Here is a 26552-nt window from a genome sequence, read left to right on the forward strand (position 1 = left end):
GGAGGCCTTTTATGAAGAACATCGAAGATTACGTATATCTGGAACCAAAGCTGTATGCCGATGTTATTAAGAATCGTGAACCACTTTTTTCGAATCGGTTCAATTCTGCCAATGTCAGTGGAATCGACTCAATTGTGTTATATGCAACGGGCTCTAGTGCCAATGCAGCTTTTGCGGCAGCACCGTTCATGAGCCACGTTTTACACATGCCAGTACAGGTAGAAGAACCGTCATTTGCTGCAAACTATGGGTTATTCACCAATCGGCATACCTTGTATATTGCAATTTCACAGGGCGGGCATAGTTACTCCACGATTCACGTGGTGGAGGAGCTACAAAAGAAAGGACATTTGGTTTATGTCCTAACGTCAGACCCAACGAGTCCAATTTCAAATATTGGACAAAACATCTTAGACATGGGCATGCCGATAGAAGAGATGCCATACGTAAGTGCAGGGTACAGCGTCACCATCTTGGATTTAATGCTTATCTCTTTAGAGCTCCAAAGCACAAAAGAAACAATCTTTGATATTGATAAATACGTTAACCGGATTAATCATGTCATCGAAGAAATGCCAGCAGCGATTAAGCGTGCTTCAAATTGGGTTAACCAACAAATTCCCCGTCTGAATGAGGCATCCAGAGTAATCTTTATCGGGTATGGAGCAGGATACGGCGTAGCACGTGAAGGAGAAACTAAGATTACTGAGACTGTCCGAATCACCGCGCAAGGCAAGGAACTTGAGGAGTATATGCACGGGCCCTATTTGGGATTGCATCAAGACGATGATATTTTCTTCATTGAACCGCAGGGGCGTCTACAGAAACGTGCCGTTCTACTCAAAAACTTTTTGAGCGAGCACGTAAAATCAATTCAGACAATTTATTCCAGCTTCTCCCCAGAAGCGAGCGTAAACGATCTGATGCTGGAGTTGGATACTGACGAGTTGCTCACATCACTCTTTCTAACCACCCCCATTCATTTATTGGCTTATCGTTGGTCACAACTTAAGGGTCATGATCTAACAGTGTCTGCCTACCCAGATTTTGATAAAATCACTGGTTCCAAAATTTGAAAAGCGAGGTAATTGAAATGCTGAAATTTGATAAAGAAAAGACTTTAGAAAACGTTAAGGGTGCTTTGGCACTTCGCCCAGAGATTAATGCAGTTGTCGATGAAATTAATACGAATGGATACAGCAATGTGATGTGGCTGGGTATCGGCGGCACGTATGCTTCCGCCATGCAGGTGGTCGTGCATATGAAAGAACGTAGTGCCATTGAGACATTCTATGAAAATGCGGCAGAATATCTCACAACAGGCAATCGCCGAGTGACAGACAAGACGCTAGTCGTTCTTTCTTCTGTCTCTGGCTCAACTGAAGAGATTGTTGAAGCAGTGGAAAAAATCAAGAAAGAAGTTGGGGCGACGATTCTTGGTTTCATCGACAACGATCAAGCCCCCTTGGCAAGTATGGTCACGCATCTAATTTCTTACCCAACTGACGAGCAGTTGAAGTTCTTCATGGTGGCTGATCGATTAATGTACTTGGCGGGCGAATTTCCAGATTACGATGAATTTTACAAAGAAATGGATGAACATTTTGCCAATGACATCGTTAATGTAGAAGAGAGCGCTGATGCCTTTGGTTTGCAATTTGCCGAAAAACATCATGAAGACGATATCCACTACTTCGTTGGTGCAGGCAATCAATGGGGAGCCACATATTCTTATGCAATGTGTTACTGGGAAGAACAGCACTGGTTGAAGACGAAGTCAATTGAAGCGCCAGAGTTCTTTCACGGGATGTTTGAAATTGTTGAACGAGACACACCAGTTACTGTTTACGTGGGTGAAGATTCTCAGCGCAGTTTAAGTGAACGAGTAGCCAACTTTTTGCCTCAAATCTGTGGAAATTATACAGTAATTGACTCGAAGGAGTATGACTTGCCAGGGATCTCTGAAAAGTATCGAGGTACTCTTTCTCCTTTCATCTTCCATGCGATTAATAATCGAATTGATGCGCATATTGAGCACATTAATCGTCATCCAATGGATATTCGACGTTATTATCGACAATTACAATACTAATGGGGGAGATTGTATGAAGGCAGTTCTGGTATGCACACACGGTCGCTCTGCCGCAGCACTTGTCCAATCCGCGGAGATGATTTGCGGTCAACAGGACGCATGTGTCACAGTACCCTTCAATGTTGGTGAGTCACCAGAACAACTTACCGATGCCCTGACATCGACTTTGGCTGGATTGAAGGATGTGAGTGAACTCATTTGTCTGACTGATCTTAAAGGTGGTACACCATTCAATACTTTGGTGATGCTTAAGCAAAATCATTCGGGAATGGAAATTGTTACTGGTGTCAATGTACCAATGCTTCTGCAACTGTTTATTCAACGTGAACAACTATCACTTACTGAACTGGTTAGTTCTGTCATTGAAGCAGGCGTGGACGGTATCTATCGCTATGAGATGCCAACAGAGAATGAGGATGAAGAGTTCTAAAAATGCGTTTACAGAAAGCGGGACACGCAAAGAATGCGTTGTAGCCGCTTTTTCCGCTGAAATAAAATTTCATTGAAAACCACAGATTATCAATGCTGGTGAAAAAATATTTGAGCTAAATAGTTGACGACGGCGAACAAGTGGGAGTAATATTCAAAGTGTAAGCGGTTACTGTATCACAAGAAAGGGGAGTATTCTCATGCATCATCTCAAAAAGGGATTTTGGATGGTCGCAGCGGCAGTTGTGTCCATGTTGGTGTTGGTCGGGTGTGGCAATGGCTCTTCCTCTTCAAGCGGTTCAGGTGACAAGGGTTCTAACGTTACGCTGACTGTTGGTTTCTGGAAGGGGGATTCAGCTACTGAGTCACAGGCACGTAAGGATGAATTTAAGGCATTTACTAAGAAAACAGGCATCAAGATTCGTGAGAAGGTCTATAACGACTACAACACACAATTGATGACCGATCTGGTCGGAGGGACGGCACCAGACATTTTCTACGTGGATTCTTCAACTTTCCCATCACTCCAACAAAAGGGAGTTCTAGAGTCACTTGACTCTTATATGAAGAAGGATAAATTCACATCAAGTGATTTTTACAAACCTACCTACGATGCTTTCAAGGGAACTGATGGCAAGCAATATGGGGTTCCCAAGGATTATTCAACACTGGGACTGTACTACAATGAAGCATTGCTCACTAAGGCAGGCTACAAAGCAAGTGATATTCCGAAGACAGATACGGAATTTTACAAGTTTTTGGCACAATTAAAGGACAAATTACCCGGCGTGACGCCGTTTGTATTTAGTCCCTTATTGGCGCGTCAAATGTATATCATGCAGTCGACTGGTGCAAAAATCGTTGACAGCAAGGGTAATGCCAACTTGGACGATCCTAAGATTATTTCCGCGCTGGAACCAATGGTTGATGCTGATAAGAAGGGTTTGATGAAGACCTTTAAAGAAATTGGTTATGGGGCACCACAGGACGCGTTTGGTTCGGGTAAGGTTGTCTTTTCCGATGAAGGATCTTGGCAAGTATCTGGTTTGCAGGAAAACTTCAAGAGCTTGAAGTGGGGGACGACTGAATTACCTTCCACCAATGGCAAACAGGCTAATATGGTCTTCACTGTGAGTTGGTCAATGAATGCGCAGTCCAAGCATAAGAATGAATCTTGGCAATTGATCAATTTCTTGACCAGTAAGTCAGAGATGGCCACTTATGCGAAGAAGGCTTCAGTATTACCCACCCGGAAATCAGTTGCGAGTGAACTGAATTTGAATGATAACAAACAGATGGCGCCATTTGTAAAGGCTGCTAATTACGCTACACCGTGGATTGCGGGAACGAATCTAGCTTTGATTCAAACCCGATATGAAAACATTTTTCCTTCCATTTTGCAGGGGAAAGTTAGTTTGAAGACAGGATTGACGGAAGCAACGCAGTCTGCCAACAAGGATATTAAGCAACAAGGCAATTAGGTTGCGTCATGGCTAGAAAGGCCCGCTTCGGTTTATTAAAAACTAGGCGGACCTTTTTTCTGACGAGGGGTGATTATTGATGAGCCGTGCTGAAAGAAAAAAAGAGTTGATACAGGCGGCGGTATTCGTTTTACCAACGCTGGCTGTATTATTGGTTTTCACGCTATTTCCGGTTGTTTATGCGTTCTATCTGTCACTTAACAAGGTGAATCTGGTTGGCAATGTCTCTTACCAGTTTGTTGGCTTTCAAAACTTCATCAATGCTTTCAATGATAGTCGAGTCGCAGAAGCATTGTGGAATACTGCAAAATACGTTTTGATTGTTGTTCCTATTCAAACCGTATTAGCGTTGATCCTGGCAACAGTATTGAATTCTGGAATCAAATTTCAAAAAACTTTTCGTTCATTACTGTTTATTCCTACGCTAACATCTAGCTCCGCACTTACACTGATTTTCATGTTTATCTTTAGCTTGAATGGTCCGATCAACTCGTTATTGATGGACTTGCATGTTTATACACAGCCAATTAATTTCTTGAATGATCAGAGTACGGTGCTCTACGCGATTATGGCAATGAACATTTGGTCAACTGTGCCAATGTTTATGACCATTTATCTGTCTGGACTTCAAGATATCGATTCGGCGATGTATGAGGCGGCGGACATTGACGGTGCCAATATGTTTCAAAAGTGGTTCAAGATTACGATTCCCCAAATTGCACCAGTGACGAATTATGTCGTTATGATGGGCTTGATTTCTACGTTCCAATTATTTGATCAACCGTACATTGTGTCACAGGGATCAGGTGGTCCTAATAATTCCACTTTGACACTGTCGCTGATCATTTATCAATACGCATTTCGGCAGTTTGGCACGATGGGATATGCATCGGCCATTGCGATCTTACTCACAATCGTGATCTTTATCATTTCAATGGTCTTTCGTCGCTTCTCAAGTGAGGATATTACCGGGGAGGGCAGATAAGTATGAAAACGAGAGGAAAAAAGATAAGCCGCACGGTGGCTTACGTGTTGCTAACAATTTATTCAGCCATCACGCTGTATCCGTTCATCTGGGCGTTTTTCGCCTCTTTCAAACCTTATAGCGAAATTGTTAAGGTCGGGGCACCATTGATTCCCCACACTTTTTCGATGGCTAACTATCAATACATTTTTACCCAAGATCCGCTTTTCCCTAAATGGATCATTAATTCCCTGGTCATCTCCATTGTAGGGACGCTCATCAACATTGTGTTCAATAGCATGTCTGGATATGCACTCGCAAGATTACATTTTCCAGGCAGAAATGCATTGTTCATGATCATCTTGGTTTGTATCATGGTTCCCGCCCAGATCTTACTCATTCCTAATTATCTAATCATGAAAGCATTGGGAATTTTGGATAGCTATAGCGCGCTGATATTACCTTCAGCGGTAAACTTCGCATATATTTTCATGATGAGGCAGTTCTTCATTTCATTTCCCAAGGAATTGGAAGAATCGGCGCAATTGGATGGTTTAGGCAGGTTGGGGATTTTCTACAAAATCGTTGTCCCAATGGCTAAATCATCCATTGCGACACAGGCAATCTTTGTCTTCTTGGCTTTCTGGAATGACTTTATGCGACCGCTGCTTTATATCACGACAGAGAGTAAGTATACCCTCACACTGGGATTGCAATCGTTTCAAACACAGCATGGGACACAGTGGAATTATATTATGGCCGCAGCGATGATCACCATTCTGCCCATCATCGTCCTTTACGTTTTGCTCAATCGTTACTTTATGGTGGGCATGCGTATTGGTGGTGAAAAGTAATTTGGGAGTGGACAAGTTTGTCGTGCAGTGAGGAGGAACAACATGCTCAATATGATTGGTGATGGCCTGTCTCTAACTGGAACTTCCGCTGGGTTGAGGCGACAAGAAACGGCCAAAAACTTCTTGAGATTAATTACCATTATCCTGTTAACAGCAGTATTGTCAGTTGCCCTCCTTGCCTTTCAAAGTGTCCAAGGGTATCGCCGATTCGTTAATGGGATGCAACACACAGACTTCACCCTAGTGAACAATAAGCTATCCTTGCCAGGACAGTTAGTGGATATTCGGTCCAGCTACGGCACGGTGAATATTCAGTTTTCTAAAACTTCATTTAGCGTCGGCCAGGCTGAGTTCAGTTTAGCTTCACTGGCGGATGCGAAGGATGGCAAACACTTAGAAAAGTCTGATTTTCAAACGATGCAGTCCGCGACTGCCAATACAGTTTTACAGAGCAGCTTCGTCTATTTTTACACGACTCAGGTAACGTTTATTGCAGTTGCGGTAGCGCTATTGCTGCTTTGGCCATTTATTCTAAAAGTATATGTGCGTAATAGTCTGGATTGGACATACGCCGAGAGCTTCAATCTGATGACAAGGTCAATGATTTATCCCATATTGATCTTCTTCGTCACCAACCTTATGCAACTGTCCGGGAAAGTATCCATGTTGGCATTTACTGTGACAGCACTGATTTTTCCATTAATTTTTCTACGCCGGATTCGAGAGCAAACAGAGAGAAGGTCATGATATGAGCAGTATTGAATGGTGGCAAAAAGCGACTGTTTATCAAATCTATCCGCGCAGTTTTCAAGATTCCAACGGTGATGGTATTGGCGATTTGCCAGGCATTACACAACGACTCGACTATGTGAAGTCGCTCGGTGTAGATGTACTCTGGTTAAATCCTATTTACGAGTCCCCCAACGATGACAATGGATATGACATATCGAATTATCGCAAAATCATGCCTGAGTTTGGCACAATGGATGATTTTGACAAATTGCTGTCAGGAATTCACACCCGTGGGATGAAACTCATGATGGATCTGGTGGTGAACCATACTTCGGATGAACATCCATGGTTTCAACAGGGTATTGATCCAAGCAGTCCCTACCACAATTTCTATATTTGGCGGAAGGGAGAGAAGGATGGCACACCACCCAATAATTGGCGGTCAGAATTTCATGGACCAGCTTGGCAGTTTAACACAGCTAATGAAGAGTGGTATTTGCACCTCTTCAGTCAGAAACAACCCGACTTAAATTGGGACAATCCAGCCGTACGAGCCGAAGTATACGACATTATGAAATGGTGGTGTGAAAAAGGAATTGATGGTTTCCGCATGGATGTCATTAATTTGATTTCCAAGCCAACAGGCCTGCCAGATGATCCGCTTGTTGCTGATGGTAAATCCTTCTCATCGTTGCGTATGTCCGCTAACGGGCCGCATGTTCATGAGTATTTACGGGAGATGAACAGGAAGGTATTATCCCAGTATGATTTGATCACAGTGGGTGAGACCGGGGATGTGACCGCAGAAGATGCAATTAAGTACACAGGCTTTGATCGGCATGAATTGGAAATGGTCTTTCAATTTGAACATATGAGCTTAGACAATGATCCCCAATTCGGAAAGTGGTCAACGCGAAAGCTCAATTTGGTGGATCTAAAGAGGAGCTTGAGTTATTGGCAAGAAAAACTGCATGGTCGTGCTTGGAATAGTCTGTATTGGAATAATCACGATCAGCCTCGGGTAGTTTCTCGGTTTGGTAATGACACGCCACAATATCGATCCGTTTCTGCAAAGATGCTGGCTCAGACACTCCATTTCCTACAGGGAACGCCCTATATTTATCAGGGTGAGGAATTAGGTATGACCAATGCTCGCTCAATGACATTAGCAGATTACAAGGATTTGGATACGCTTAATGCTTACCAGGAACTTGTGGAGGAAAAGAAGTTGATTTCTTCCACAGAGATGATGGCGGCGATTCAGCGACGATCACGGGATAACGCACGGACGCCAATGCAGTGGGATGCCACCAATAATGCCGGGTTTAGTACGGTCACACCATGGCTTAAAGTGAACGGAAATTACGTCGACATCAACGTTCATGATGAGGAAACAGATCCAGACTCGGTTCTAGCATACTATAAGAAACTGATTTCGGTGCGTCAGGGGCACGATGTCTTCATAGACGGTTCTTATCAGTTATTGGACCCAACCGACGACAAGGTCTATGCGTATGTCCGAGAGAATGGCTCTGAGAAAGTCCTCGTCATCAATAACTTTTCAGATGAATTCTTAAAACGCGATTTTGCTAGCCAAATTGATAAAACTGTCCGATTGCTCATCAGCAACTACGCCAGCGATCAAGGAATGGATAATTTGCGACCTTATGAAGCAAAGTCCTACATTGTCCAAAAGCAATGATCCAAAGCGTGAGAAGAGAGGAGGACACAATTATATGTCACAGGATACTGATCTTCTTTGGCTGGTGAAGGAAACCCAATTTGACAGCCAAAAATTGGGAAAATATGAATCGATACTTGCTCTTGGGAATGGCTATATGGGCATTCGATCAGCAACTGAAGAGCATTATGTGGGTGAGAAACGGGATACATTTGTTAATGGCACCTTTGATCAATTTGACGACACGGAAGTGACAGAATTACCTAATGTTCCTGACGTGTTTAGACTGCGGTTATGGGTTGGCGGGTATCCGTTAGATTTAAATACTGGACAGCTCAGTCATTATCAAAGAACGTTAAATTTACAGACTGGTGAATTAACGAGAGAATTCCGCTGGGAAATTGGGGAATATGCACTTCAGTTTGCTTCCAGCCGCTTTATTTCATTTGCGGATCGCCATGTATTGGGAACAAAGATTGTGATTACCAATCTGGGTAAAAAGCCCCTCCCAATTGTCTTCGAAAGTGGTATTGACGGCCAGCAAACTAATTCAGGGAGTCAGCATTTTTCAGATGGTGAGAAACGATTGTACAAGGGGAAAACCTTACAGTATGTGACCGAAACGAATCAATCACACATTCTGGTGAGCATTACTGCTAACCAAGACTTTTCTGTTGGTGATCACAGTACAATTGAGCAAACCAGAACGTTAATGCCACGTCGGCAGTTACTACGCGAGTATACTGTTAGTCTTTCTCCAAGTGAGGATTTAGTATTCGAGAAGAATGCGGCTATCTATTCATCGCGAGACAACGATGTTGTATATCCAGATCAAAACAGCTTGCAACAAGCAGGGTTGAAAAGAGCCGATGAACTTGTTCGTGATGGGTATGTCAGCAATTTACACCAATCAGCAGAAGCTTGGCGGAAGAAAGTGTGGGGTAAGATGCCAATCACAATTGATTCCAATGATTTTATGGATCAATTGTCTCTGAATTTTGCGCGTTATCACTTACACGTGATGACACCGGCACATGATGCAAGAATGAACATCGGTGCGAAGGGGTTGACGGGGGAGGGATACAAAGGTCACACATTTTGGGATACTGAATTATTTATCTTGCCGTATTTCATCTTCAACTATCCAGACATCGCGCGGAAACTAGTGACCTATCGCTATCACGGATTGGCAGGTGCACGACGAAAGGCTGCAGAGAATGGTTATCGAGGTGCTCAATATCCGTGGGAATCATCTTGGATTGAAGATGGTGAAAGTACGCCAATTTGGGGACCGGCCGATATCATTACCGGCACACCAATGAAAATTTGGTCGGGGTTTATTGAACAACATATTACCTCCGATGTGGCTTACGGTATCAATGAGTATTTGAACGCCACACAAGATAATTTGTTTGGCCGGACGTATGGATATGAGGTAATTTTCGATACAGCCCGCTTTTGGACCAGTCGAATGAATAGATCCGAGAATCGTCAGCAGTACGATATCAATGATGTCATTGGACCAGATGAGTACAAAGAACACGTGAACAACAATGCCTTCACAAATTACATGGCCTATTGGAATATGCAATTAGCTCAGAAGTTGATTGCGAGGTTGAAGAACGAGAAACCAGAAATTTACAGGCAGTTTGATCAAAAAATGAACTTGCAGCAATTAGCAATTGACCTGGCTGACTGTTTAGCCCATCTGTACCTGCCGCAACCAAACGCGGAGCAGATTATTCCTCAGGATGACACTTATCTTTCTAAAAAAGTGATCGATCTGACTCCTTTTCGGAATGCGGGAAAAGTGGACGAGATATTCGATCATTACAACCTGAGCCAAATCAATGACATGCAAATAACCAAACAAGCCGATGTTATCCTGCTGCTGTACTTGTTTGAAAAATCTTTCTCGAGTGAGACAAAGCGTGCTAATTGGGATTATTATGAACCCAAGACAACACATGACTCATCTCTTTCCAGGCTGACCCATAGTATTTTTGCGGCGGATTTAGGGCTGCAGGATGAAGCATGGCGCTTCTACGAACAGGCAAGACAGATCGACTTAGGCAACAATACCAATAGCAGCAATGATGGCGTTCACGCGGCAGCACTCGCTGGTATTTGGAATATGGTGATTTTCGGATTTGGCGGCATCAGGTATTTGGACGGTACACTGCGTATTACTCCTAATCTTCCCCGAAAATGGCGGTCGTTGGATTTCCGTATTTGGTGGCATCAACAGCAGCTCCACATTCATGAAACACATGATCGGTTAGAAATCGAGAATTTAACGCAGACGCATCCGGTTAAATTCACCTGCAGAGAAAATGAATATGAATTGAGCGATCGGCTCGTCATTTCGATGGATTGATGTTGGGGATGTTATACATCGGACAAGTTTTAGCACTGAGACTCGGAACCTTGCTCCGAGTCTCAGTGCTATTTTCATTTCTGCGCCAACCAATAATCAACTTTTTTCTTGACTGTAATCGCTTACCTTGTAAAATATAGATGGTTGAAACAAAATTTCATAAAAAGACAAATGAACTGAAATGACAGATTGCTTTGATCAACTCGTTACCACAGTTGGTGCAAGTAAAGAAGGAGGCTATCATAATGCCGATTAAACGTAAAATTACCAATGCACAGGACAGTTTATCTGACGTAGAGAAGAAGATAGCAGATTACGTGTTAGGTCATCCGCAGGCAGTTCTTGATATGACAGTGGCCCAATTGGCAGAAGCGTCAGATGCAAGCGCTGCAACAGTCGTTCGTTTAACAAAACGGATTGGAGTTGGTGGTTTTACTGCCTTCAAGATTGAATTAGCGGCTGACTTGACCAAACAGAATATCGACGTGGATTTAAATGCCGATATTGCTCGGAATGAGTCACTTTCGCGGCTTAAGGAGAAACTGTTGTACAACGCGAAAGAAGCGCTGCAGGATACTGTGGATCAAATTGATATTGAAGTATTTAGCGAAGTGGCGCGGATGCTGTCTGGGGCACGGCAGATTTATATTTTTGGCGTCGGTGCCAGTTTTTTGACCGCCCAGAATATTTCTCAAAAATGGAGCCGAATTGGTTACCCAGCCAATGCACTGAACGATTTAAACGTATTATTACCAGCGATTGCCAATGGAACAAAAAGAGACGTACTTTGGATTATTTCGAATTCGGGGGAGACGCCAGAAGCAATTTATGCGGCGAAGACGGCCAAGATTTCCCATGTTGGAGTAATATCGCTGACGAAGTTCGGTAATAATTCTGTTTCTTCCGCGAGTGATATTTCGGTCCATACCAGTTTGCCAATTGAGCGTCACCATCGTATTGCGGCCACTAACTCACTGTTGACGCAGTTTATGGTTGTTGACTTATTATTCTACTATTTCGTTAGCCGTCATTATGATGCCAGCACAAACGCAATCAACCGGTCCAAAGACATTGTTGAGGCGTACCAAAATAGAGAACTGCGTCACAAAAGAAATTTTATTTCTGAGAAAAAAATTTAACACTAAATACTTGAAATTATGTTTCGTTTGGGTATACTTAAAATGTAAGCGGTTAAGTACCGGGGAAAGGGGAGTGTTTTATGAGCAGAATTCTTTGGGGTGGTGCCACTTCGGCAAGTCAATATGAAGGGGGCTTCACCGATGGCAAAGGGATGGACACGCAAGATTGTCGGCCATACATTCCGCGAACAAGTAATGCCACAACCGAAACTCGGCTTTTGACGCAGAAAGTAATTGATGAAGCAAAAGATCCAAATAGTTCTCGTTATTATCCATTTCGAGTTGGCACGAAAGGATATGAGTATGGACTGACCGATATTGATCTTCTGGAGGAACTAGGTGTCGATATCTATCGTCTGTCTATTAGCTGGTCACGTTTGTTTCCAACTGGTGAGGAAGAAGAGCCGAATGCTAAAGGTGTAGCATATTATGATGCAATTTTGCAAAAGCTGCACGCTGCGGGCATCAAAATATTCCTAACAATCAACCACTACGCATTGCCACTGAGTATTGTTGAAAAGTATCGCGGATGGACAAATCGTAAAACAATTGATGTGTTTGTTCATTTTGCCAAGTTTGTTTTTAAAAAGTGGGGTAACATTGTCGATTATTGGTTACCCTTTAATGAAATTAACGCAGGGTATTTCAGCCCGTATAACGGTGTTGGATTGGTTAAACCAGAAGATGCAGATTACAGTTATGACGATGTCTTTCGTTCCCTGCATTACCAGTTTGTTGCGAATGCACGAACAATTCAAGCAGCACGCAAAATGGGTGTACCTGGAAAGTTTGGGGCCATGGTTGCATGCTTTTGTTACTATCCGTTGACACCAAGCCCTGAAGATAATTTGGAACTTGTACGAGACGAGGAAGTCAATCAATGGTATTGCATGGATATTTTGGCCAAAGGGAAGTATCCGTACTATGCACAACCGTTCTTTGACAAGCATCACGTGACTTTCGAAATCACAGAAGAAGATCGTAAAGTCTTGAAAGAGAACACTGTTGATTTTGTTTCCTTTTCGTATTACTCATCTTCCATTTGCACTGTGAAGGAAAATAGCACTCAAACTGCCGGAAACTTAGTTGTCACAACTAAGAACCCTTATTTGAAGGCCACAGAGTGGGGTTGGCAAATTGATCCAATTGGATTACGGACAACGTTGCATAAGGTATACGACCGGTATGAGAAGCCAGTGATCATTTCCGAGAATGGTTTAGGCGCACGCGATCAGCTTGAAGCAAATGGTGCGGTTCATGATCCGTATCGCATCGAGTACTTCAAAGAACACTTCAAACAGATTATTGCTGCCAAAAATGAAGGGGTTGATGTTCGGGCTTATATGGCTTGGGGAATCATTGATATTGTATCTGCAGGCAGCTGTGAAATGGATAAACGTTATGGCGTGATCTATGTTGACGCAGATAACGATGGTCACGGTACTTACAAGCGATACAAGAAGGACAGTTTTAATTGGTATCACAATTTCATTCTGGAGCAACGAGCGAAAGGAGAAAAATAACATGAAGAAGATTTTGATCGTTTGTTCTGGCGGAATGTCTAGTGCGATCGTGGAAAAAGCACTGAAGACAGAAGCAGACAAAAAAGGGGTAGAACTAGAGGCGAGTGCTGTTGGCTCTCCTCAGGCGCAAGACGCGATTGAGAATAATGATTGGGACATGATCTTGGTTGCACCGCAAGTACGTAATCGTTTCGATACCTTTAAGGGATATGCGGATAAGAAGGGTATCACAATTGAGAATATTCCGCCGCGTGATTATAGTCCATTGGGAGGGCCGCACCTTCTTAAATTGATTGAAGAATCCTAAGGAGGGATCCCTCATGAATAAGATTCTAGATACGCTCAACGATAAAGTGACGCAGCCATTATCCAAACTTTCCGAGCAACGTCATTTGCGAGCTGTTCGTGATGGCGTGATTTCTGCGATTCCGCTCATCATCATTGGTAGTTTCTTCTTGATTATTGCATTTCCGCCGATTCCTACAAATTGGGCTTTTCACCAATGGGCAACAGCGCATGCCTTGCAGATCCTAATCCCGTATCGACTAACCTTTTGGATTATGTCGCTGTATATCTGTTTTGGCATTGGGTATAATCTGGCAAAAAGCTATGAATTGGATCCCTTAGCTGGTGGACAGCTATCTGTGGCGGCATTTTTATTGAGCATTATGCCTGTAACCACAAAGGCAGGATTAATGCTCCCTATGGAGAGCTTGGGGTCTGTCGGTATCTTTCCTTGTATGATACTTGCCATCTTTGCTGTTGAAGTCCTGCGTGTTTGTAAGAAGCACAATCTGACATTCAAAATGCCGGAGCAGGTGCCCAGTTCAGTGGCTCATTCTTTTGAAGCTATTGTACCAGCGGGAATCATCATTTTGGTTATGACGTTAATCAACGTTGTACTCAAAATTAATTTGGAAACAGTAATTCAAACCCTGTTTTCGCCATTAGTCAAGGCGGGAGATACACTGCCTGGGGTACTAGTACCGGCGTTCCTGACGGTATTTCTGTGGATCTTTGGTATTTCAGGAGATTCAATTGTAGGTTCTATTGCCCGGCCAATCTGGTTGCAGTATTTCACGGAAAATGCTGAATCAATGTCCAAGGGACAGCAACCCACGCATATTGCACCAGAAACGTTCTTTCAGTGGTTTGTTTCAATTGGTGGTTCAGGTGCCACGATTGGGTTGATTATCTGTGCTTTATTGGTTGGTAAAGCCAAGTACACGAAATCAATTACCAGGGCGTCAATGATTCCGGCTTTGTTCAATATTAACGAACCAATTATCTTTGGCTTCCCAGTAATGTTGAACCCTATCTTCTTCATTCCATTTATTGGCGCACCGTTAGTAATGGTCACAGTCTCGTGGTTTGCATTTAAGCTGGGCTTTGTCCACCTGATGTTTGTTCAGCCGCCTTGGACATTACCAGCACCAATTGGCGCATTCTTGGCCACTGGTGGCGATTGGCGAGCAATTGTCTTATGTCTGGTCGATATCGTCATTGCAACGGTTATCTACTATCCGTTCGTCAGGATGTATGACAGACAGGAATTAGCTAAGGAACAAGAGGGTTTGAGTGAGGAGGATGCAGGATAATGACACGCAATCGGAGAATGCCCAACTTTCTCAGCGCAACTGTTTTTATTGTAGGACTAGCGTTAATCAACTTAGCAATTATTGCTTTAAACGACAGTCTCCACTCTAAAGCGTTGAGCTTTTTCGGTAACACTGTGGGGATTGGGTTACTCTTTCCTGCGGTCTTACTCTACATCGAACGTAAAGAACACTTTAATCTTCGCCGATATGCTTACTTCGCTATCATGACAACAATTGCGGTCAGCATCATTACGTATTTGTTCGTGATGCGCTTTTAAGAAGAAAAGTGAGATGGGGACATAAATGGAAGAACTTGAAGGACAAATTTTTGATATCATTTCACACAGCGGCACTGCGCGAGCGGACCTTTATGACGCGTTGGAAGCTGTGAGAAGCAATGACTATGCTAAGAGTGACAAACTTTTGGCAGAAGCGAGTACCGAGATGACATTGGCCCACAATGTCCAAACAAAGCTCATTACGGCTGATCTAGCGGGTAAGACTAATATCTCCTTGTTGCTTATCCATGCGCAAGATCAACTGATGACGACAATGAGTGAACAAACGTTAATTGAACAAATGATTAAAATGCAAAAAGACATCAACGCACTTAAGCGTGTTGAATAGAGATAACCCAGCATGTGCTAGTGTGGATTGAAAAAGGTCCGAAATCACCGACTTTTGCCAGTGATTCCGGACCTTTTCTGTTTATTACGACTTGAGCGAACCAGCGGCTGCTACCTTTGAGTCTTCATAAAGTGAAGCACCGTTAGTTTCGATCACGCGCTTGTACCAGTAATAAGAATCTTTGGGATAACGGTCATAGGTTCCACGACCTAAATCGTCTAAATCAACATAGACAAAGCCGTATCGCTTACTAATCTGGGAGGTGGAAGCACTGATAATATCAATGCAGCCCCATGTGGTAAAGCCCATCACATCCACACCATCCCGGATGGCTAAATTGACCTGTTTGAAGTGATCACTGAAATATTTAATTCGGTAATCATCGTGAACTGTGCCGTCAACGAAGGTATCTTTGGCACCGATGCCGTTTTCGACAATGAAGACAGGCAGATGGTACCGATCATAAATATCGATTAGCGAAATACGCAATCCCACTGGGTCAACTTGCCAGCCCCAGTCACTGGTTTCAAGATAAGGGTTCTTGACGCTAGTGGTTAGATTGCCCCCAACCTTTTCCATATGATCCTCATCAATACTCTTCACCATTGTCATGTAGTAGGAGAAGGAGACGAAATCTACCGTATACTGTTTGAGGATCTCCTCATCACCTTGGTGCATCTGGACATGGATGTCGTGAGAATTGAAATAATTCTTCATGTATTGAGGATAGGCGCCAAAGACTTGCACATCGGCGTAGAAGTAGTTGTTGCGATTGTACTGCTGGGCAAGCAGCGCGTCTTCTGGATTAGGCGTGAGCGGATAAGCAAGCGTTTTGGTCATCATACAACCAATTTTGGCTGTCGAATCAACCTTTCGTAATTCTTTTGTGGCCAGTGCACTTGCAAGAAATTGATGATGCAGTGCCTGGTAAATTGCTTGTTCGGCTTCTTTTTTGTTCGCGTATTTTTCTTCCACGACGCCGACTGTCGTAAACGGATGACGAAAGACGCTATCAATTTCGTTAAAAGTCAGCCAATAATGCACATACGGGTTGAACTCTTGGAAACAGACCCGACAAAAGCGAATGAACAGGTCAACGACTTCTCGGGAAACCCAACCGTCGTAGTGATTGACCAGGTAAAGCGGCATCTCATAGTGGGCTAAAGTGACGAGTGGTTCAATGCCCAATCGATTCATTTCTTTGAATAAGTTGCGGTAAAAGGCAATGCCATTCGCATTTGGAGTGCTTTCTGTACCAGTCGGGAAAAGCCGGGTCCAAGCAATAGAAACCCGCAGACATTTCATTCCCATCTTAGAAAATAACGCCAGGTCTTCCTTGTAACGGTGATAGAAGTCAATACCGTGGCGCTTAGGATAGTAAGTCGTGTCGTCAGTCTGCATGGCTTTTTGAATTTGCGTCGGTGAGACATGCCATTGACTGACATAGTCTTTGGGATCGACATTAGGCTTATATTGGGCGACATCGGCCACTGACATTCCTTTACCGTCAATGTTCCAGGCTCCTTCTGCTTGGTTAGCTGCAATCGCGCCGCCCCATAGAAAGTTTTTTGGGAAGTAACTTTTCGTCATGATCGGTATTCTCCTTCTTTATGCCTCAACGGCTGCTTGTGGATCACTAAATGCATAGTCCTGATCGTCTGTCGTAATGTGAAAGGCGCCAACTTCTTGGGTGTTCGTCACGATTAGCATCGTGGTGGTGTCGTAGCCTTTATCGCGCAATAGGGCAAGGTCAACCTGACCGATATGCTGCCCCTGGGTGACATGGTCGCCCTCCTTTACATCAATCTGATACCCGGTACCTTTTAAGTTCACAGTATCAATACCGATATGCACAAGGACTTCCATGCCATTGGCGGATTTAAAGCCCAGCGCGTGTTTTGTTGGGAAAACAGTGGTGACAGTGCCTGTAATTGGCGCAAGTAAATTACCGTTTATCGGTTTGACTGCGATGCCTTCACCCATTGCCTTGCTAGCGAATACTTCGTCAGAAACTTGATCTAAGGGAAGAGCGTCACCTGCGAATGGCAAAGTTAATTCATTATTGGGCGTCACATTGTCGGTTGCTTTTTCTGGATCTTCACCAAGGCCAAGGATGTATGTCAGTACTGCAGAAAGGCTAAAAGCAATGGTGATACCAATCAGATAGAAGATAAAGGTCTTGCCAAAAAAGGCGGGCAATGTGGTTAAAGCTGGGAATACATAGACAATGGCTTTGGTTTGCATCATTCCCATAAAACCGCCGGCTACTGCGCCAGCAATCGTCTGGGCAATCAGGGGACGTTTGAAGCGAACGGACAAACCGTACACGATTGGTTCCGTAATGCCTCCCAATAATGCAGGAATGAGCGATGACAGTGCGAGTGTTTTAACATCTTTGTCTTTGGAACGGAAAAAGACTCCCAGGGCGGCGCCGGCACTTGCAAAAGTCGCCGCCGCAACCATTGGTCTGATAATGTCGTAACCATGGGTCGCTAAATTGTTAATCATGATCGGAACAACTCCCCAATGGATACCAATCATCACAAGGTATGTCCAACCACCGCCGATAATAACACCAGCGAGTAGTCCACTGTGTTGGCTGATGAAATTAACAGCCGTGCCCAGGCCGTTGCCCAAAGCGACGCCCACCGGGCCGATTACCATGACAGTCGCTGGCACCATGATTAGCAGTGCAATCATCGGTAAAAGGAAGATCTCTAAGCTTTTTGGGACAAACCGATTCAGCACTTTACGTTCAAACTGAGCATAGATAAAAATCGCAATGATGGCTGGAATGACGGTGCCTGAGTAGCCCATCAGGATTGCCGGAAGACCAAAGAAATCCACTTTGACACCGTTTCCTGTGACGAGTTTCGTGAAGTTTGGTTCCAATAGTGCAGCGACGATGGCCAAGCTGACGAATTGATTCGCTTTAAAAACCTTGGCCGCACTCACAGTTAGGAATAAGGGTAAGAAATAAAAGACACTGTTGCCGGCGGCGGACAAGATTGCGTATGTACTCGACTTTTCACTCATCCACTTAAAAGTTGTGAGGATGACTAGCAATGCCTTAATCATCCCAGCACCAGCTAGGGGCATAATGATCGGGTTAAAAATCGAGGATAGCACATTGAAGAAACGGGTGAGAATATTACCCTGTTTACTATCGTCTGTACTGGTCGTGTCTGCTTCACCGTCCAATGCACTCTGAATCGAGTAATTAGCCATGACACTGTCGTATGCCTTATCGACATCATTGCCAATGACGACTTGGAATTGACCGTTCGCCTCGACAACGGATAAGACACCGGGGATTTTCTTAATCTGATCGGCGTGGGAATGAGCAATATTTTGATCTTTTAGGCGAAAACGGAGCCGTGTAATACAATGATACAGATCGATGACGTTCTCTTCGCCCCCGATTTGGGAAACAATCTGTTGGGCCATGGCGGTGTAATCTTTACGCATGGGATATTCTTCCTTTCGTGGATGTTTCATACTGATAGTGCTATCATACTGAACCGCTTACAGATTTTAGAGAAAGTTCGCAAAATGGAAACCACAGGAGGGTCAATAAAATGGGTTTGTTAATTGTTCGCTTACTCACACTTCTGAATACGGAGGATAGTCATTCAACAGTTTTCCACGTTGCCGAGACGTTGGTAGAGCACTACGATCAAATTGCTGATCTGAGCATTGGTGACATGGCTATGCTGGCGAATGTTTCCAAGTCAACGATGTCCAAGTTTGCCCGCAAAATTGGGTTTGATGATTATTATGACTTGAAAGACAGTGCCCCCTTTGTAGAGGATCGTTTCAATAATCGGCTGAATTATTTAACAAATATTGTGGACACTTTGGAGAAAAACGAGCTGGACGAATATTTCTCTGCCATTCAAGAAGATATTGATACGTTGCGTCAATCAATAGATAAGGCAGCGATTGATCGTTTAGCCCAAGCGCTGGTTCGGTATCACAAAGTAGCCGCCTTCGGGCTTTTGTTCTCGGAGTCGGCTGCGCTGGACTTTCAATACAAATTGGCGTACAACGGCAAATTTATTTTTACTTGTCAGGAAGATCTGAAGCAGGAGCAATATGTTCGGGAGGCCGGTGAAGATACATTGATCATTGTATTCACCAATTCCGGTAATTACGTTCAACAGAACCAATTGTTGCCAGGCTGGCCAAAGAAGAATTCATTTCGCCATTCCCGAGCACACATTTTTGCCGTGACAGCCAATCCAGAATTGGCCAAACTGAGTTACATCGAAGATACGATTGTTTTTCCGCACCGTACAAGCATTCAGACACACGCGTTTCTGTATCAGATTATTATGGATCTCATTGTTGCCCGTTATCGCCACTTTGCCTTGAAAAATGGAAACTAAGTGGGTACGTTAGACTGATTATGCCAAGTAATAAGCATAGTGTTCATTCTGAAATTCCCGTGGTGTGTTTCCGGTGATTTTTTTAAAAGTTTCAATAAAGTGACTTTGACTGGCGAAGTTGAGCAAACTGCTCATCTCTTTGGCGCTGTGATCAGTGAAAAGAAGTAAGTGTTCTGCTTCGCTAATTTTTCTTTCTAAGATGTATTGATGGATAGTTTTGCCAGTTTCAGACTTGAATTTTGTGGACAGATAGGACTTATGCTTTTGCGTGGTGGCAGCCAAATCATTGATGGTTATTTTTTCGTAGATATGGCTGTCTACATAATTAACCACGGTTTTCACGAGCAACGAGTTGTGGCTGAGAGGATACCGTTGCACCATGTCGGCAAAACGATAGGTGGCGTCCTTGATGTAAACTAACCAATCTTCTGGCGAATGAATTCGGAATAATCCTTGAATCAAGGCGTCGGATAGTCCAAATGCTTGATTGACGGGAACGCCCTCACTAATACTTATGCGGGTGAAGACTGCCACAAAGTCAGAGAATTTTAACTTCAGTCCTTCTAACTCATTAACAGATAGATGGACATCGTAGGTCTCCTTCATCTTATTAAACAACCAACCGATTTTTTCGGGTTCTCGGCGCTTGATGTATTCAGTAAAACGCAATTCAAATTGATAGGAGTCAAAAGTCGATTCCTGGATACGACGGTTATATAGATTCTCCTCTAAAGCAGCATCCGTATTGGGCGCCAGTGTATGGGTCACCTTTGCGTAGCGCCATTGTAGCCGGCTTTTGGGCAGGCTCTGGCGAAAGATGATTTGATATAAAAGCAGCACAAAATTTTCAAAGGTGTGCGGATCCTCTTTGGTGTAATGCAAACCGTAAATGTAGCGATGACCGTTGTAAAGCAGCGTGGTTTCAGCAGAGCCAGCCACCCCGCAGGGACCAATAAACATGATTCGTTGGACACCGTCACCGTCGACAAAACCGAAGCTGGCCAACATCGTTTGGTAATTATTGTAAAGACGGATCTGGTCAGTACCACGCCATGTCAAAATACCACTTGGTAATTCGTTTTGAAGAAGCGGTAACGTGGATGAAACAGCTTGACCCGTGAGGTCGACAATCATCGCCGGGATTAAATATTTGTGGTAAAGGGTAGCGATAATTTTTTCTAAAATAACGGTGTCCATTGGGATATTCCTTTCTTGAGTTCTATCAGTGCGGTCAATTTTTTCATCGCCGATCTTTTCTGATATAAACAAGACCTTTCTTGTATATTCTAACCCAAGTTCCACCTATAATCACCATTGAAGCGGTTACAGAAAGGAGCTTGATTTTGAATAAAACGACTCTCAAGGCATTATTTGATGATATGACGTCCACAGAAAAAGTTGCTCAGACCATCCAAGTGAACGGCGATTTGGTGGGGGAGGGATCTTTAAAAACTGGTCCACAAGTGGACTTGGGATTCTCCCGCGGATTTGATTTTAATACCGCTGGATCGGTTTTTAATGTAACCAAACCCGATCAGTTACGAGCATTGCAAAAGAAAGCGATAGAGGAATCTCCTCACCACATTCCATACCTATTCATGGCGGATGTAATTTATGGATTTCGAACAATCTTTCCGATTCCTCTGGCTCAAGCAGGCTCATTCGATTTTGATAAGTTGAAGAAAGCGGCCCAAGTCACTGCAAGAGAAAGCTACAACAACGGTATTCATTGCTTGTTCTCACCGATGCTGGACCTTAGTCGCGATCCTCGTTGGGGGCGCGTATTGGAGTCGCCAGGGGAAGATGTTTATACGGCAAAGGCATACGCCAAAAGTATCGTGCAAGGATATCAGGGTGATGATGGAGATGTCAGCATGCCTGGGAGAGTCGCAGCCTGTATTAAGCATTTTGCCGGCTATGGGGCACCAGAAGGTGGGCGCGAATATAACACTGTGGACATGTCCACTCAGCGCTTGTTCAATGAATATTTGCAACCATATCAGGCGGCGATTGATGCGAATTGTCAATTGGTAATGACTGCCTTCAATGTGTTAAATGGAACTCCAGCAACCGGAAATCGTTGGTTAAACAGAGATGTTTTGAGAGGACGGTTTGGCTTTTCTGGCCCATTGATATCGGACTATTCAGCCATCAGTGAGTTGCAATCCCACGGTATGACAACTTCTGTGGAGGAATCTGCCAAAACTGCTTTGATTGCAGGAGTGGATATGGACATGATGACATCCGTGTATGCCAACGCGTTACCCCAACTCATTCGACAACCAGAGTTCGCCAAGTTATTAGATGAAGCGGTTTGGCGTCTATTGGTTTTAAAAAACAAGCTGGGACTTTTTGAAGATCCATATCGTGGGTTAACAACCACCAATACGGGCGAGGTATTAAGACCAGAGGATCGCGAGTTGGCAACGCGGCTTGTGGAAGAGAGCGTTGTACTGCTGAAAAATGAGGATGTGCTGCCACTGAGGAAAGGTAAAAGTGTAGCATTGATTGGTCCATACGCGGACAGTAGGTTAACACTTGGATTCTGGGCTTCAGTAACCGGCAATCCCATGGATACGGTCACTCTGAGGGAAGGATTGAAGCAATCTTATTCGGATGAGCAGCTTACCGTGGCGCAAGGATTCAACTTGTTTGAAAGTTACAGCAATCTCGGCGCTTATCAACATATCTTGGAAAAGGTCAATGGGCCATTACAGGATGAACAGAAATTGATTCAATTAGCGTTGACCGCTGCCCGAGAGAGCGATGTGATTGTTTTGACGTTGGGCGAGCAGTTTATGGAATCTGGGGAAGCAGCCTCGAAAGCACACTTAGCGTTACCAATGAGAGAAAAGCGCCTCTTGAAAGCTTTGGCAGATCTCCATAAGCCAATTGTCGGGATACTGTACACAGGTCGACCGCTGGTACTGACGGATATTGTCCCTTACCTTAATGCACTTTTGGTGGCCTGGTATCCTGGCACAATGGGTGGGGTTGGTATTGCCAACGTATTAACTGGCGTCGCTAGCCCATCTGCTCGGCTGTCAACGAGTTTTCCACGAAGCGAAGGTCAAATTCCGGTGTATTATGCACAAAATACGACTGGGCGGCCAATGGGCCAAAACAATCATTCCGAACGATTTATCTCACGCTATATCGACGAAGCTAATCAGCCTTTGTTTGGATTTGGTGCAGGGTTGAGCTATGCCAGTAGTGTTGCACATTGGCAGACACCTTCAATTACAGATAATGGCGTTTTGCTGCCATACGTGGTGACCAATAATTCTGACCGATCAGCGGCGGTGGTGGTCCACATCTATGTACATCAACCGGCATCACCCATTGTGCCACCAGAGAAACGGCTTGTTGATAGTGAGTTTTTGATCCTTGCTGCCCGTGAAACAGTCGAAACTCAGGCGATAATCAATCAATCTGATTTGTCCTTTTTTGACAATAAGGGAGTTTCACATTTCCAATCAGGTAATTACGAATTCATTTTAGATGTTCAAGGACAAGAAGAAAAAACCAACATCGAATTAGGGGGATTTAAGCAATGAAAAAGTTAGAGGACTTTTTAAGCCGGTTTTTGATGCCCATGACAGAGAAGCTGCAAAAGAATAAAATTTTGGCAGCATTGATGGAGGGATTCATTCGAACAAGCCCAATTACGCTGGAAATTGCCTTTATCACAATTATCGGAAACTTTCCACTTCCAGGGTGGAGCGCTATGCTCACCCGCGCCGGCTTGTTAGATGATTTTCAAGCAATTACCAATGGCGCAACAGGCGTCTTTTCACTCTATGTAGTTTACAGTTTAGCATTTTCATATGCCAAACAATTGGGGGCCAACGAGCGCAACTCAGCACTAATTTCACTTGCTAGTTTTATTATGCTCATGCCCCAATCCATTCCCACCATCGCGGTTGAACATGGCAAAAATGTTGAAAAGGCAGTTGGCGCCTTGAAACTTGATTTTCTTGGCGGTCAGGGCCTTTTCCTGGGAATGATTGTGGCGCTTGTTGTGACCCGGTTATATGCGTACTTATCCACCAAAAAGTTGATGCTAAAATTACCCGACAGCGTGCCACCCATGGTTACCCAGTCGCTTGCTCCAATCTTTGTAGTGACGATCATCTTTACGCTGACCTTACTGGTGCGCATTGGATTTGGCTTAACGGGCGCTGGCGACATTTTCAACTGGTTTGTCAACACAATTAATGCACCCTTAAACAAGCTAGTGGCCAGCCCATTATCTATCATCTTGATTGTTGAACTGCTTGCCCTGCTTTGGTTCTTTGGGATACACAATGCTGTTTTGCAGGGACCGCTTGGCGCTATTAGCATGGCGATGGTGGTTGGAAACATCACGGCGTTTCAAGCTGGAAAGCCATTACCGTATTTAACGCCTTCTGTCATTTATATGGGCATGTACGCATCTGGATTCATGGGTTTTGTCACATTTTTCATGATTAAGTGTCGATCTGCAAAATTCAAACAACTTGGGAAATTGGCATTTATTCCTTCTTTGTTCAATATCACAGAACCCATTATGTTTGGGGTGCCCATCATGTTTAACCCAATCTTCTTTATCCCACAGGTGTTCACCCAGTTGATTGCTGGTTTTGTAACCTGGGGACTCACTGCAACGATTTTGCCGATCACGCTCAATCCGACGATGTCGCTACTACCTTGGACAACACCAACGTTTATTAAGATGCCGTTGTCGGGTGGTCTGAACTACGCAATCCTGATGGTAATCTCGATGGCAATTGGAATCATCATGTGGTATCCATTCCTGAGAATTGCCGATAAGCGAGAATATGCGCTAGAGATGGCCGCAGCCGCCGAACAGAACACGGCGACTTCTGAAGTGCAGGCGTGAACTAGATAAACTATTCAATGGATCAGCAGAAGGAGACGAGTATCTTGCAAGTTATTCCAGTGTTAGAGAGTTACACGGCATCCACCGCATTAGCCCAAGAAGTACCGCAAGCGGTGGACACAATCCGGGCGTTAAAGGGTAGCACGGGGGCATTCCAGTTATTATTGCATGGTGACCAGACGAGTCACTTTGTCCTTGATACGCAGTATTCACTGCCGGATGCTCTGGATATTCCCATTTTTCGCATTAGCATCAATTCGCCGTTACCAGTCAGTGCACACTTTTTAGATTATTATCGAGGAGAGGGTGAGGTAGAATACGCGGATAAGTTGACCGAAGTGACTGCACAAACCTATTCTGCAGATCGATATACCCCAATTTACATTGAAATGCCACTTGGTAAAAAAGTGAAATCTGGAGATTATCCGGTTGAAGTCTCCGTTTATCAGGCAGGAATAATTGGCACGGAAAAGCGTATCAAGGCAATAAAACTGACTGTTTCAGTGATTGATTATCAGCTTCCAGAAGATGTCACAGCCGACTTTGATCTTGATATTTGGCAGCAGCCCTCCAATCTTGCACGCATGTTTAAAGTTCCGTTATGGAGCGATGCGCATTTTCGACTAATTGATCAAATGGCGCATATGATGGCAAAAATGGGTCAAAAAGCTGTTACAGTCATTGCCGGAGAAATACCGTGGAAAGGATGGTTCAGTTACATTATTAAGGACTATCCGGCTAATCTATATGAGTACTCGATGGTTAGAGTTATTCGCCAGGTGGACGGAAAATTAAGCTGTGACTATTCTGCTCTGGATCGTTATGTCGAGACCTTTTTTGCCGCCGGGGTCAAGGACTACATTGATGTCTTTGGCTTGTTAGGCGTTTGGACACCACCTTTCTTTCCGCTGATTAAGACGGCTGATTATCCTGAGCCATTAGTTGTGCGGTACTATGATGAACGGCAGCAAAGCTTTACTTTTGTTCAAGATCAGGACCTGTTGAGAGAATATTTGCGTCAACTATTTAACCATTTCAAACAGCAGGGTTGGTGGGGGAAAGTGCGCTTGTTTGCGGATGAACCTCAACCGGCTCAGGTGACAACATTTAAGGCGTCAATCAGGGCCTTAAAAGCGATAGATTCCTCAGTGCAAATTAAGGTGGCAATGGATAAAGAAGAGGTGTTGGCGGATCTGATTGATCAGGTCGATTATCCAGCCCTGTCTTTCTACACGGCATCTCGCCATGGCAAGGAGATTGAAAAGACTCATCCAGGACGAACGCAGTTCTATATATGCAATTACCCAGAACGTCCGAACACGTACCTGCACAGCTCTCTGCTTGAAGCGCGTATGCAGGGCCCAGTAGCGTATATGATGGGAATGAATGGCTTACTGCGGTGGGCGTTCAATTGCTGGCCAGAAAATGCACGCAAAGATATTCGCTATAATGTTTCAAGTTTGCCGATTGGTGACCTGTGTCTTTGCCATCCTGGCGACAACGGTAATATCTTGCCGTCAATGCGCATGCAGGCATTACACCGTGGATTAGAGGATTATTGGCTGTTGAAACAGGCGGAAAAAGTTGACCAGCCCAGGGTAAAAAAAGCACTCGCCACTTTGGTGGGATCAGATGATCCGGGTTTATGGATGACTGATCGTCATCACACAGCGCCAGAAGTATTTCATCAGACAGCTGCAGACTTTGATCGGTTTCGACAGGTACTACTGGAGATACTGACGGTGTAGGATTGAACGGCTGGCATAAAAACAGAAAACAAGTCAT

At 44.1% G+C, this 26552-nt stretch carries 22 protein-coding genes; 19 read left to right on the forward strand and 3 right to left on the reverse strand.

Annotation, left to right across the window (positions count from 1 at the left end; all coding sequences use genetic code 11):
* Positions 1–11: 11 nt before the first annotated feature.
* The 15 genes from FD09_RS00550 to FD09_RS00620 all read left to right on the forward strand — a co-directional run bounded on the left by FD09_RS00550 (position 12) and on the right by FD09_RS00620 (position 15497).
* The gene (locus FD09_RS00550; RefSeq protein WP_057817199.1) at positions 12–1076 is read left to right on the forward strand and encodes an SIS domain-containing protein; all 1065 of its coding nucleotides are present in this window, start codon (positions 12–14) and stop codon (positions 1074–1076) included.
* Positions 1077–1093: 17 nt separating this feature from the next.
* The gene (locus FD09_RS00555) at positions 1094–2092 is read left to right on the forward strand and encodes an SIS domain-containing protein (RefSeq protein WP_057817201.1); all 999 of its coding nucleotides are present in this window, start codon (positions 1094–1096) and stop codon (positions 2090–2092) included.
* Positions 2093–2105: 13 nt separating this feature from the next.
* The gene (locus FD09_RS00560; RefSeq protein ID WP_057817203.1) at positions 2106–2522 is read left to right on the forward strand and encodes a PTS sugar transporter subunit IIA; all 417 of its coding nucleotides are present in this window, start codon (positions 2106–2108) and stop codon (positions 2520–2522) included.
* Positions 2523–2721: 199 nt separating this feature from the next.
* A complete protein-coding gene (locus FD09_RS00565; RefSeq protein ID WP_057817204.1) occupies positions 2722–4002 on the forward strand; it encodes an ABC transporter substrate-binding protein in 1281 nt (426 codons plus the stop codon).
* 79 nt (positions 4003–4081) lie between these two features.
* Positions 4082–4987 (forward strand): carbohydrate ABC transporter permease, encoded by a 906-nt coding sequence (locus tag FD09_RS00570; protein ID WP_057817206.1) that lies wholly within the window; start codon positions 4082–4084, stop codon positions 4985–4987.
* 2 nt (positions 4988–4989) lie between these two features.
* Entirely contained in the window at positions 4990–5820 is an 831-nt protein-coding gene (locus FD09_RS00575) for a carbohydrate ABC transporter permease (protein ID WP_057817208.1), read from the forward strand.
* Positions 5821–5862: 42 nt separating this feature from the next.
* Positions 5863–6567, forward strand: coding sequence for a hypothetical protein (locus tag FD09_RS17120; protein ID WP_057817210.1), 705 nt, complete (start codon positions 5863–5865; stop codon positions 6565–6567).
* Between the two features lies 1 nt (position 6568).
* The gene (locus FD09_RS00585) at positions 6569–8254 is read left to right on the forward strand and encodes a glycoside hydrolase family 13 protein (protein WP_057817212.1); all 1686 of its coding nucleotides are present in this window, start codon (positions 6569–6571) and stop codon (positions 8252–8254) included.
* A complete protein-coding gene (locus FD09_RS00590) occupies positions 8151–10610 on the forward strand; it encodes a glycoside hydrolase family 65 protein (RefSeq protein ID WP_157053632.1) in 2460 nt (819 codons plus the stop codon). The genes FD09_RS00585 and FD09_RS00590 overlap by 104 nt, the downstream gene beginning before the upstream one ends.
* A gap of 245 nt (positions 10611–10855) precedes the next feature.
* The gene (locus FD09_RS00595) at positions 10856–11749 is read left to right on the forward strand and encodes a MurR/RpiR family transcriptional regulator (RefSeq protein ID WP_057817216.1); all 894 of its coding nucleotides are present in this window, start codon (positions 10856–10858) and stop codon (positions 11747–11749) included.
* An 80-nt stretch (positions 11750–11829) separates the two neighbouring features.
* Complete coding sequence (locus tag FD09_RS00600; RefSeq protein WP_057817218.1) at positions 11830–13272, forward strand: glycoside hydrolase family 1 protein; 1443 nt, start codon at positions 11830–11832, stop codon at positions 13270–13272.
* 1 nt (position 13273) lies between these two features.
* The gene (locus FD09_RS00605) at positions 13274–13579 is read left to right on the forward strand and encodes a PTS sugar transporter subunit IIB (protein WP_057817221.1); all 306 of its coding nucleotides are present in this window, start codon (positions 13274–13276) and stop codon (positions 13577–13579) included.
* 13 nt (positions 13580–13592) lie between these two features.
* Entirely contained in the window at positions 13593–14870 is a 1278-nt protein-coding gene (locus tag FD09_RS00610) for a PTS sugar transporter subunit IIC (protein ID WP_057817222.1), read from the forward strand.
* Entirely contained in the window at positions 14870–15148 is a 279-nt protein-coding gene (locus tag FD09_RS00615; protein ID WP_057817224.1) for a hypothetical protein, read from the forward strand. Before FD09_RS00610 ends, FD09_RS00615 begins: the two co-directional genes overlap by 1 nt.
* A 25-nt stretch (positions 15149–15173) precedes the next feature.
* Entirely contained in the window at positions 15174–15497 is a 324-nt protein-coding gene (locus tag FD09_RS00620; protein ID WP_057817226.1) for a PTS lactose/cellobiose transporter subunit IIA, read from the forward strand.
* Positions 15498–15581: 84 nt separating this feature from the next.
* On the opposite strand, the gene FD09_RS00625 is transcribed toward FD09_RS00620, so the two are convergent.
* Together FD09_RS00625 and FD09_RS00630 are read right to left on the reverse strand one after the other, a co-directional pair.
* On the reverse strand, positions 15582–17087 hold the full coding sequence (locus FD09_RS00625; RefSeq protein ID WP_057817228.1) for a glycoside hydrolase family 1 protein: 1506 nt from the start codon (positions 17085–17087) through the stop codon (positions 15582–15584).
* An 18-nt stretch (positions 17088–17105) separates the two neighbouring features.
* Positions 17106–18965 (reverse strand): beta-glucoside-specific PTS transporter subunit IIABC, encoded by a 1860-nt coding sequence (locus FD09_RS00630; RefSeq protein WP_057817230.1) that lies wholly within the window; start codon positions 18963–18965, stop codon positions 17106–17108.
* Between the two features lie 110 nt (positions 18966–19075).
* On the opposite strand from FD09_RS00630, the gene FD09_RS00635 reads away from it, so the two are divergent.
* Positions 19076–19885 carry a MurR/RpiR family transcriptional regulator gene (locus FD09_RS00635; RefSeq protein WP_057817232.1) on the forward strand — a complete coding sequence of 270 codons (810 nt, stop codon included), beginning with the start codon at positions 19076–19078 and terminating at the stop codon, positions 19883–19885.
* Between the two features lie 18 nt (positions 19886–19903).
* Here FD09_RS00635 and FD09_RS00640 read toward each other — a convergent pair whose 3' ends face one another.
* Positions 19904–21082 carry a helix-turn-helix domain-containing protein gene (locus FD09_RS00640; RefSeq protein WP_057817233.1) on the reverse strand — a complete coding sequence of 393 codons (1179 nt, stop codon included), beginning with the start codon at positions 21080–21082 and terminating at the stop codon, positions 19904–19906.
* A gap of 146 nt (positions 21083–21228) precedes the next feature.
* Here FD09_RS00640 and FD09_RS00645 point away from each other — a divergent pair, with 146 nt between their 5' ends.
* From FD09_RS00645 to FD09_RS00655, 3 genes are all read left to right on the forward strand, one after another.
* Entirely contained in the window at positions 21229–23442 is a 2214-nt protein-coding gene (locus FD09_RS00645) for a glycoside hydrolase family 3 N-terminal domain-containing protein (RefSeq protein ID WP_057817235.1), read from the forward strand.
* Positions 23439–24767, forward strand: coding sequence for a PTS sugar transporter subunit IIC (locus tag FD09_RS00650; RefSeq protein WP_057817237.1), 1329 nt, complete (start codon positions 23439–23441; stop codon positions 24765–24767). The genes FD09_RS00645 and FD09_RS00650 overlap by 4 nt, the downstream gene beginning before the upstream one ends.
* Before the next feature lie 164 nt (positions 24768–24931).
* Positions 24932–26515, forward strand: a complete 1584-nt coding sequence (locus tag FD09_RS00655; RefSeq protein WP_338054080.1) for a DUF4091 domain-containing protein — start codon at positions 24932–24934, stop codon at positions 26513–26515.
* Positions 26516–26552: the final 37 nt, after the last annotated feature.

This window comes from Schleiferilactobacillus perolens DSM 12744 (assembly GCF_001435585.1).
In the GTDB taxonomy this organism is placed as follows: Bacteria; Bacillota; Bacilli; order Lactobacillales; family Lactobacillaceae; genus Schleiferilactobacillus; species Schleiferilactobacillus perolens.

Coding starts and splice junctions, on each gene's coding strand:
- FD09_RS00550 (WP_057817199.1), top strand. CDS start 12: ATGAAGAACATCGAAGATTACGTATATCTGGAACCAAAGCTGTATGCC.
- FD09_RS00555 (WP_057817201.1), top strand. CDS start 1,094: ATGCTGAAATTTGATAAAGAAAAGACTTTAGAAAACGTTAAGGGTGCT.
- FD09_RS00560 (WP_057817203.1), top strand. CDS start 2,106: ATGAAGGCAGTTCTGGTATGCACACACGGTCGCTCTGCCGCAGCACTT.
- FD09_RS00565 (WP_057817204.1), top strand. CDS start 2,722: ATGCATCATCTCAAAAAGGGATTTTGGATGGTCGCAGCGGCAGTTGTG.
- FD09_RS00570 (WP_057817206.1), top strand. CDS start 4,082: ATGAGCCGTGCTGAAAGAAAAAAAGAGTTGATACAGGCGGCGGTATTC.
- FD09_RS00575 (WP_057817208.1), top strand. CDS start 4,990: ATGAAAACGAGAGGAAAAAAGATAAGCCGCACGGTGGCTTACGTGTTG.
- FD09_RS17120 (WP_057817210.1), top strand. CDS start 5,863: ATGCTCAATATGATTGGTGATGGCCTGTCTCTAACTGGAACTTCCGCT.
- FD09_RS00585 (WP_057817212.1), top strand. CDS start 6,569: ATGAGCAGTATTGAATGGTGGCAAAAAGCGACTGTTTATCAAATCTAT.
- FD09_RS00595 (WP_057817216.1), top strand. CDS start 10,856: ATGCCGATTAAACGTAAAATTACCAATGCACAGGACAGTTTATCTGAC.
- FD09_RS00600 (WP_057817218.1), top strand. CDS start 11,830: ATGAGCAGAATTCTTTGGGGTGGTGCCACTTCGGCAAGTCAATATGAA.
- FD09_RS00605 (WP_057817221.1), top strand. CDS start 13,274: ATGAAGAAGATTTTGATCGTTTGTTCTGGCGGAATGTCTAGTGCGATC.
- FD09_RS00610 (WP_057817222.1), top strand. CDS start 13,593: ATGAATAAGATTCTAGATACGCTCAACGATAAAGTGACGCAGCCATTA.
- FD09_RS00615 (WP_057817224.1), top strand. CDS start 14,870: ATGACACGCAATCGGAGAATGCCCAACTTTCTCAGCGCAACTGTTTTT.
- FD09_RS00620 (WP_057817226.1), top strand. CDS start 15,174: ATGGAAGAACTTGAAGGACAAATTTTTGATATCATTTCACACAGCGGC.
- FD09_RS00625 (WP_057817228.1), bottom strand. CDS start 17,087: ATGACGAAAAGTTACTTCCCAAAAAACTTTCTATGGGGCGGCGCGATT.
- FD09_RS00630 (WP_057817230.1), bottom strand. CDS start 18,965: ATGCGTAAAGATTACACCGCCATGGCCCAACAGATTGTTTCCCAAATC.
- FD09_RS00635 (WP_057817232.1), top strand. CDS start 19,076: ATGGGTTTGTTAATTGTTCGCTTACTCACACTTCTGAATACGGAGGAT.
- FD09_RS00640 (WP_057817233.1), bottom strand. CDS start 21,082: ATGGACACCGTTATTTTAGAAAAAATTATCGCTACCCTTTACCACAAA.
- FD09_RS00650 (WP_057817237.1), top strand. CDS start 23,439: ATGAAAAAGTTAGAGGACTTTTTAAGCCGGTTTTTGATGCCCATGACA.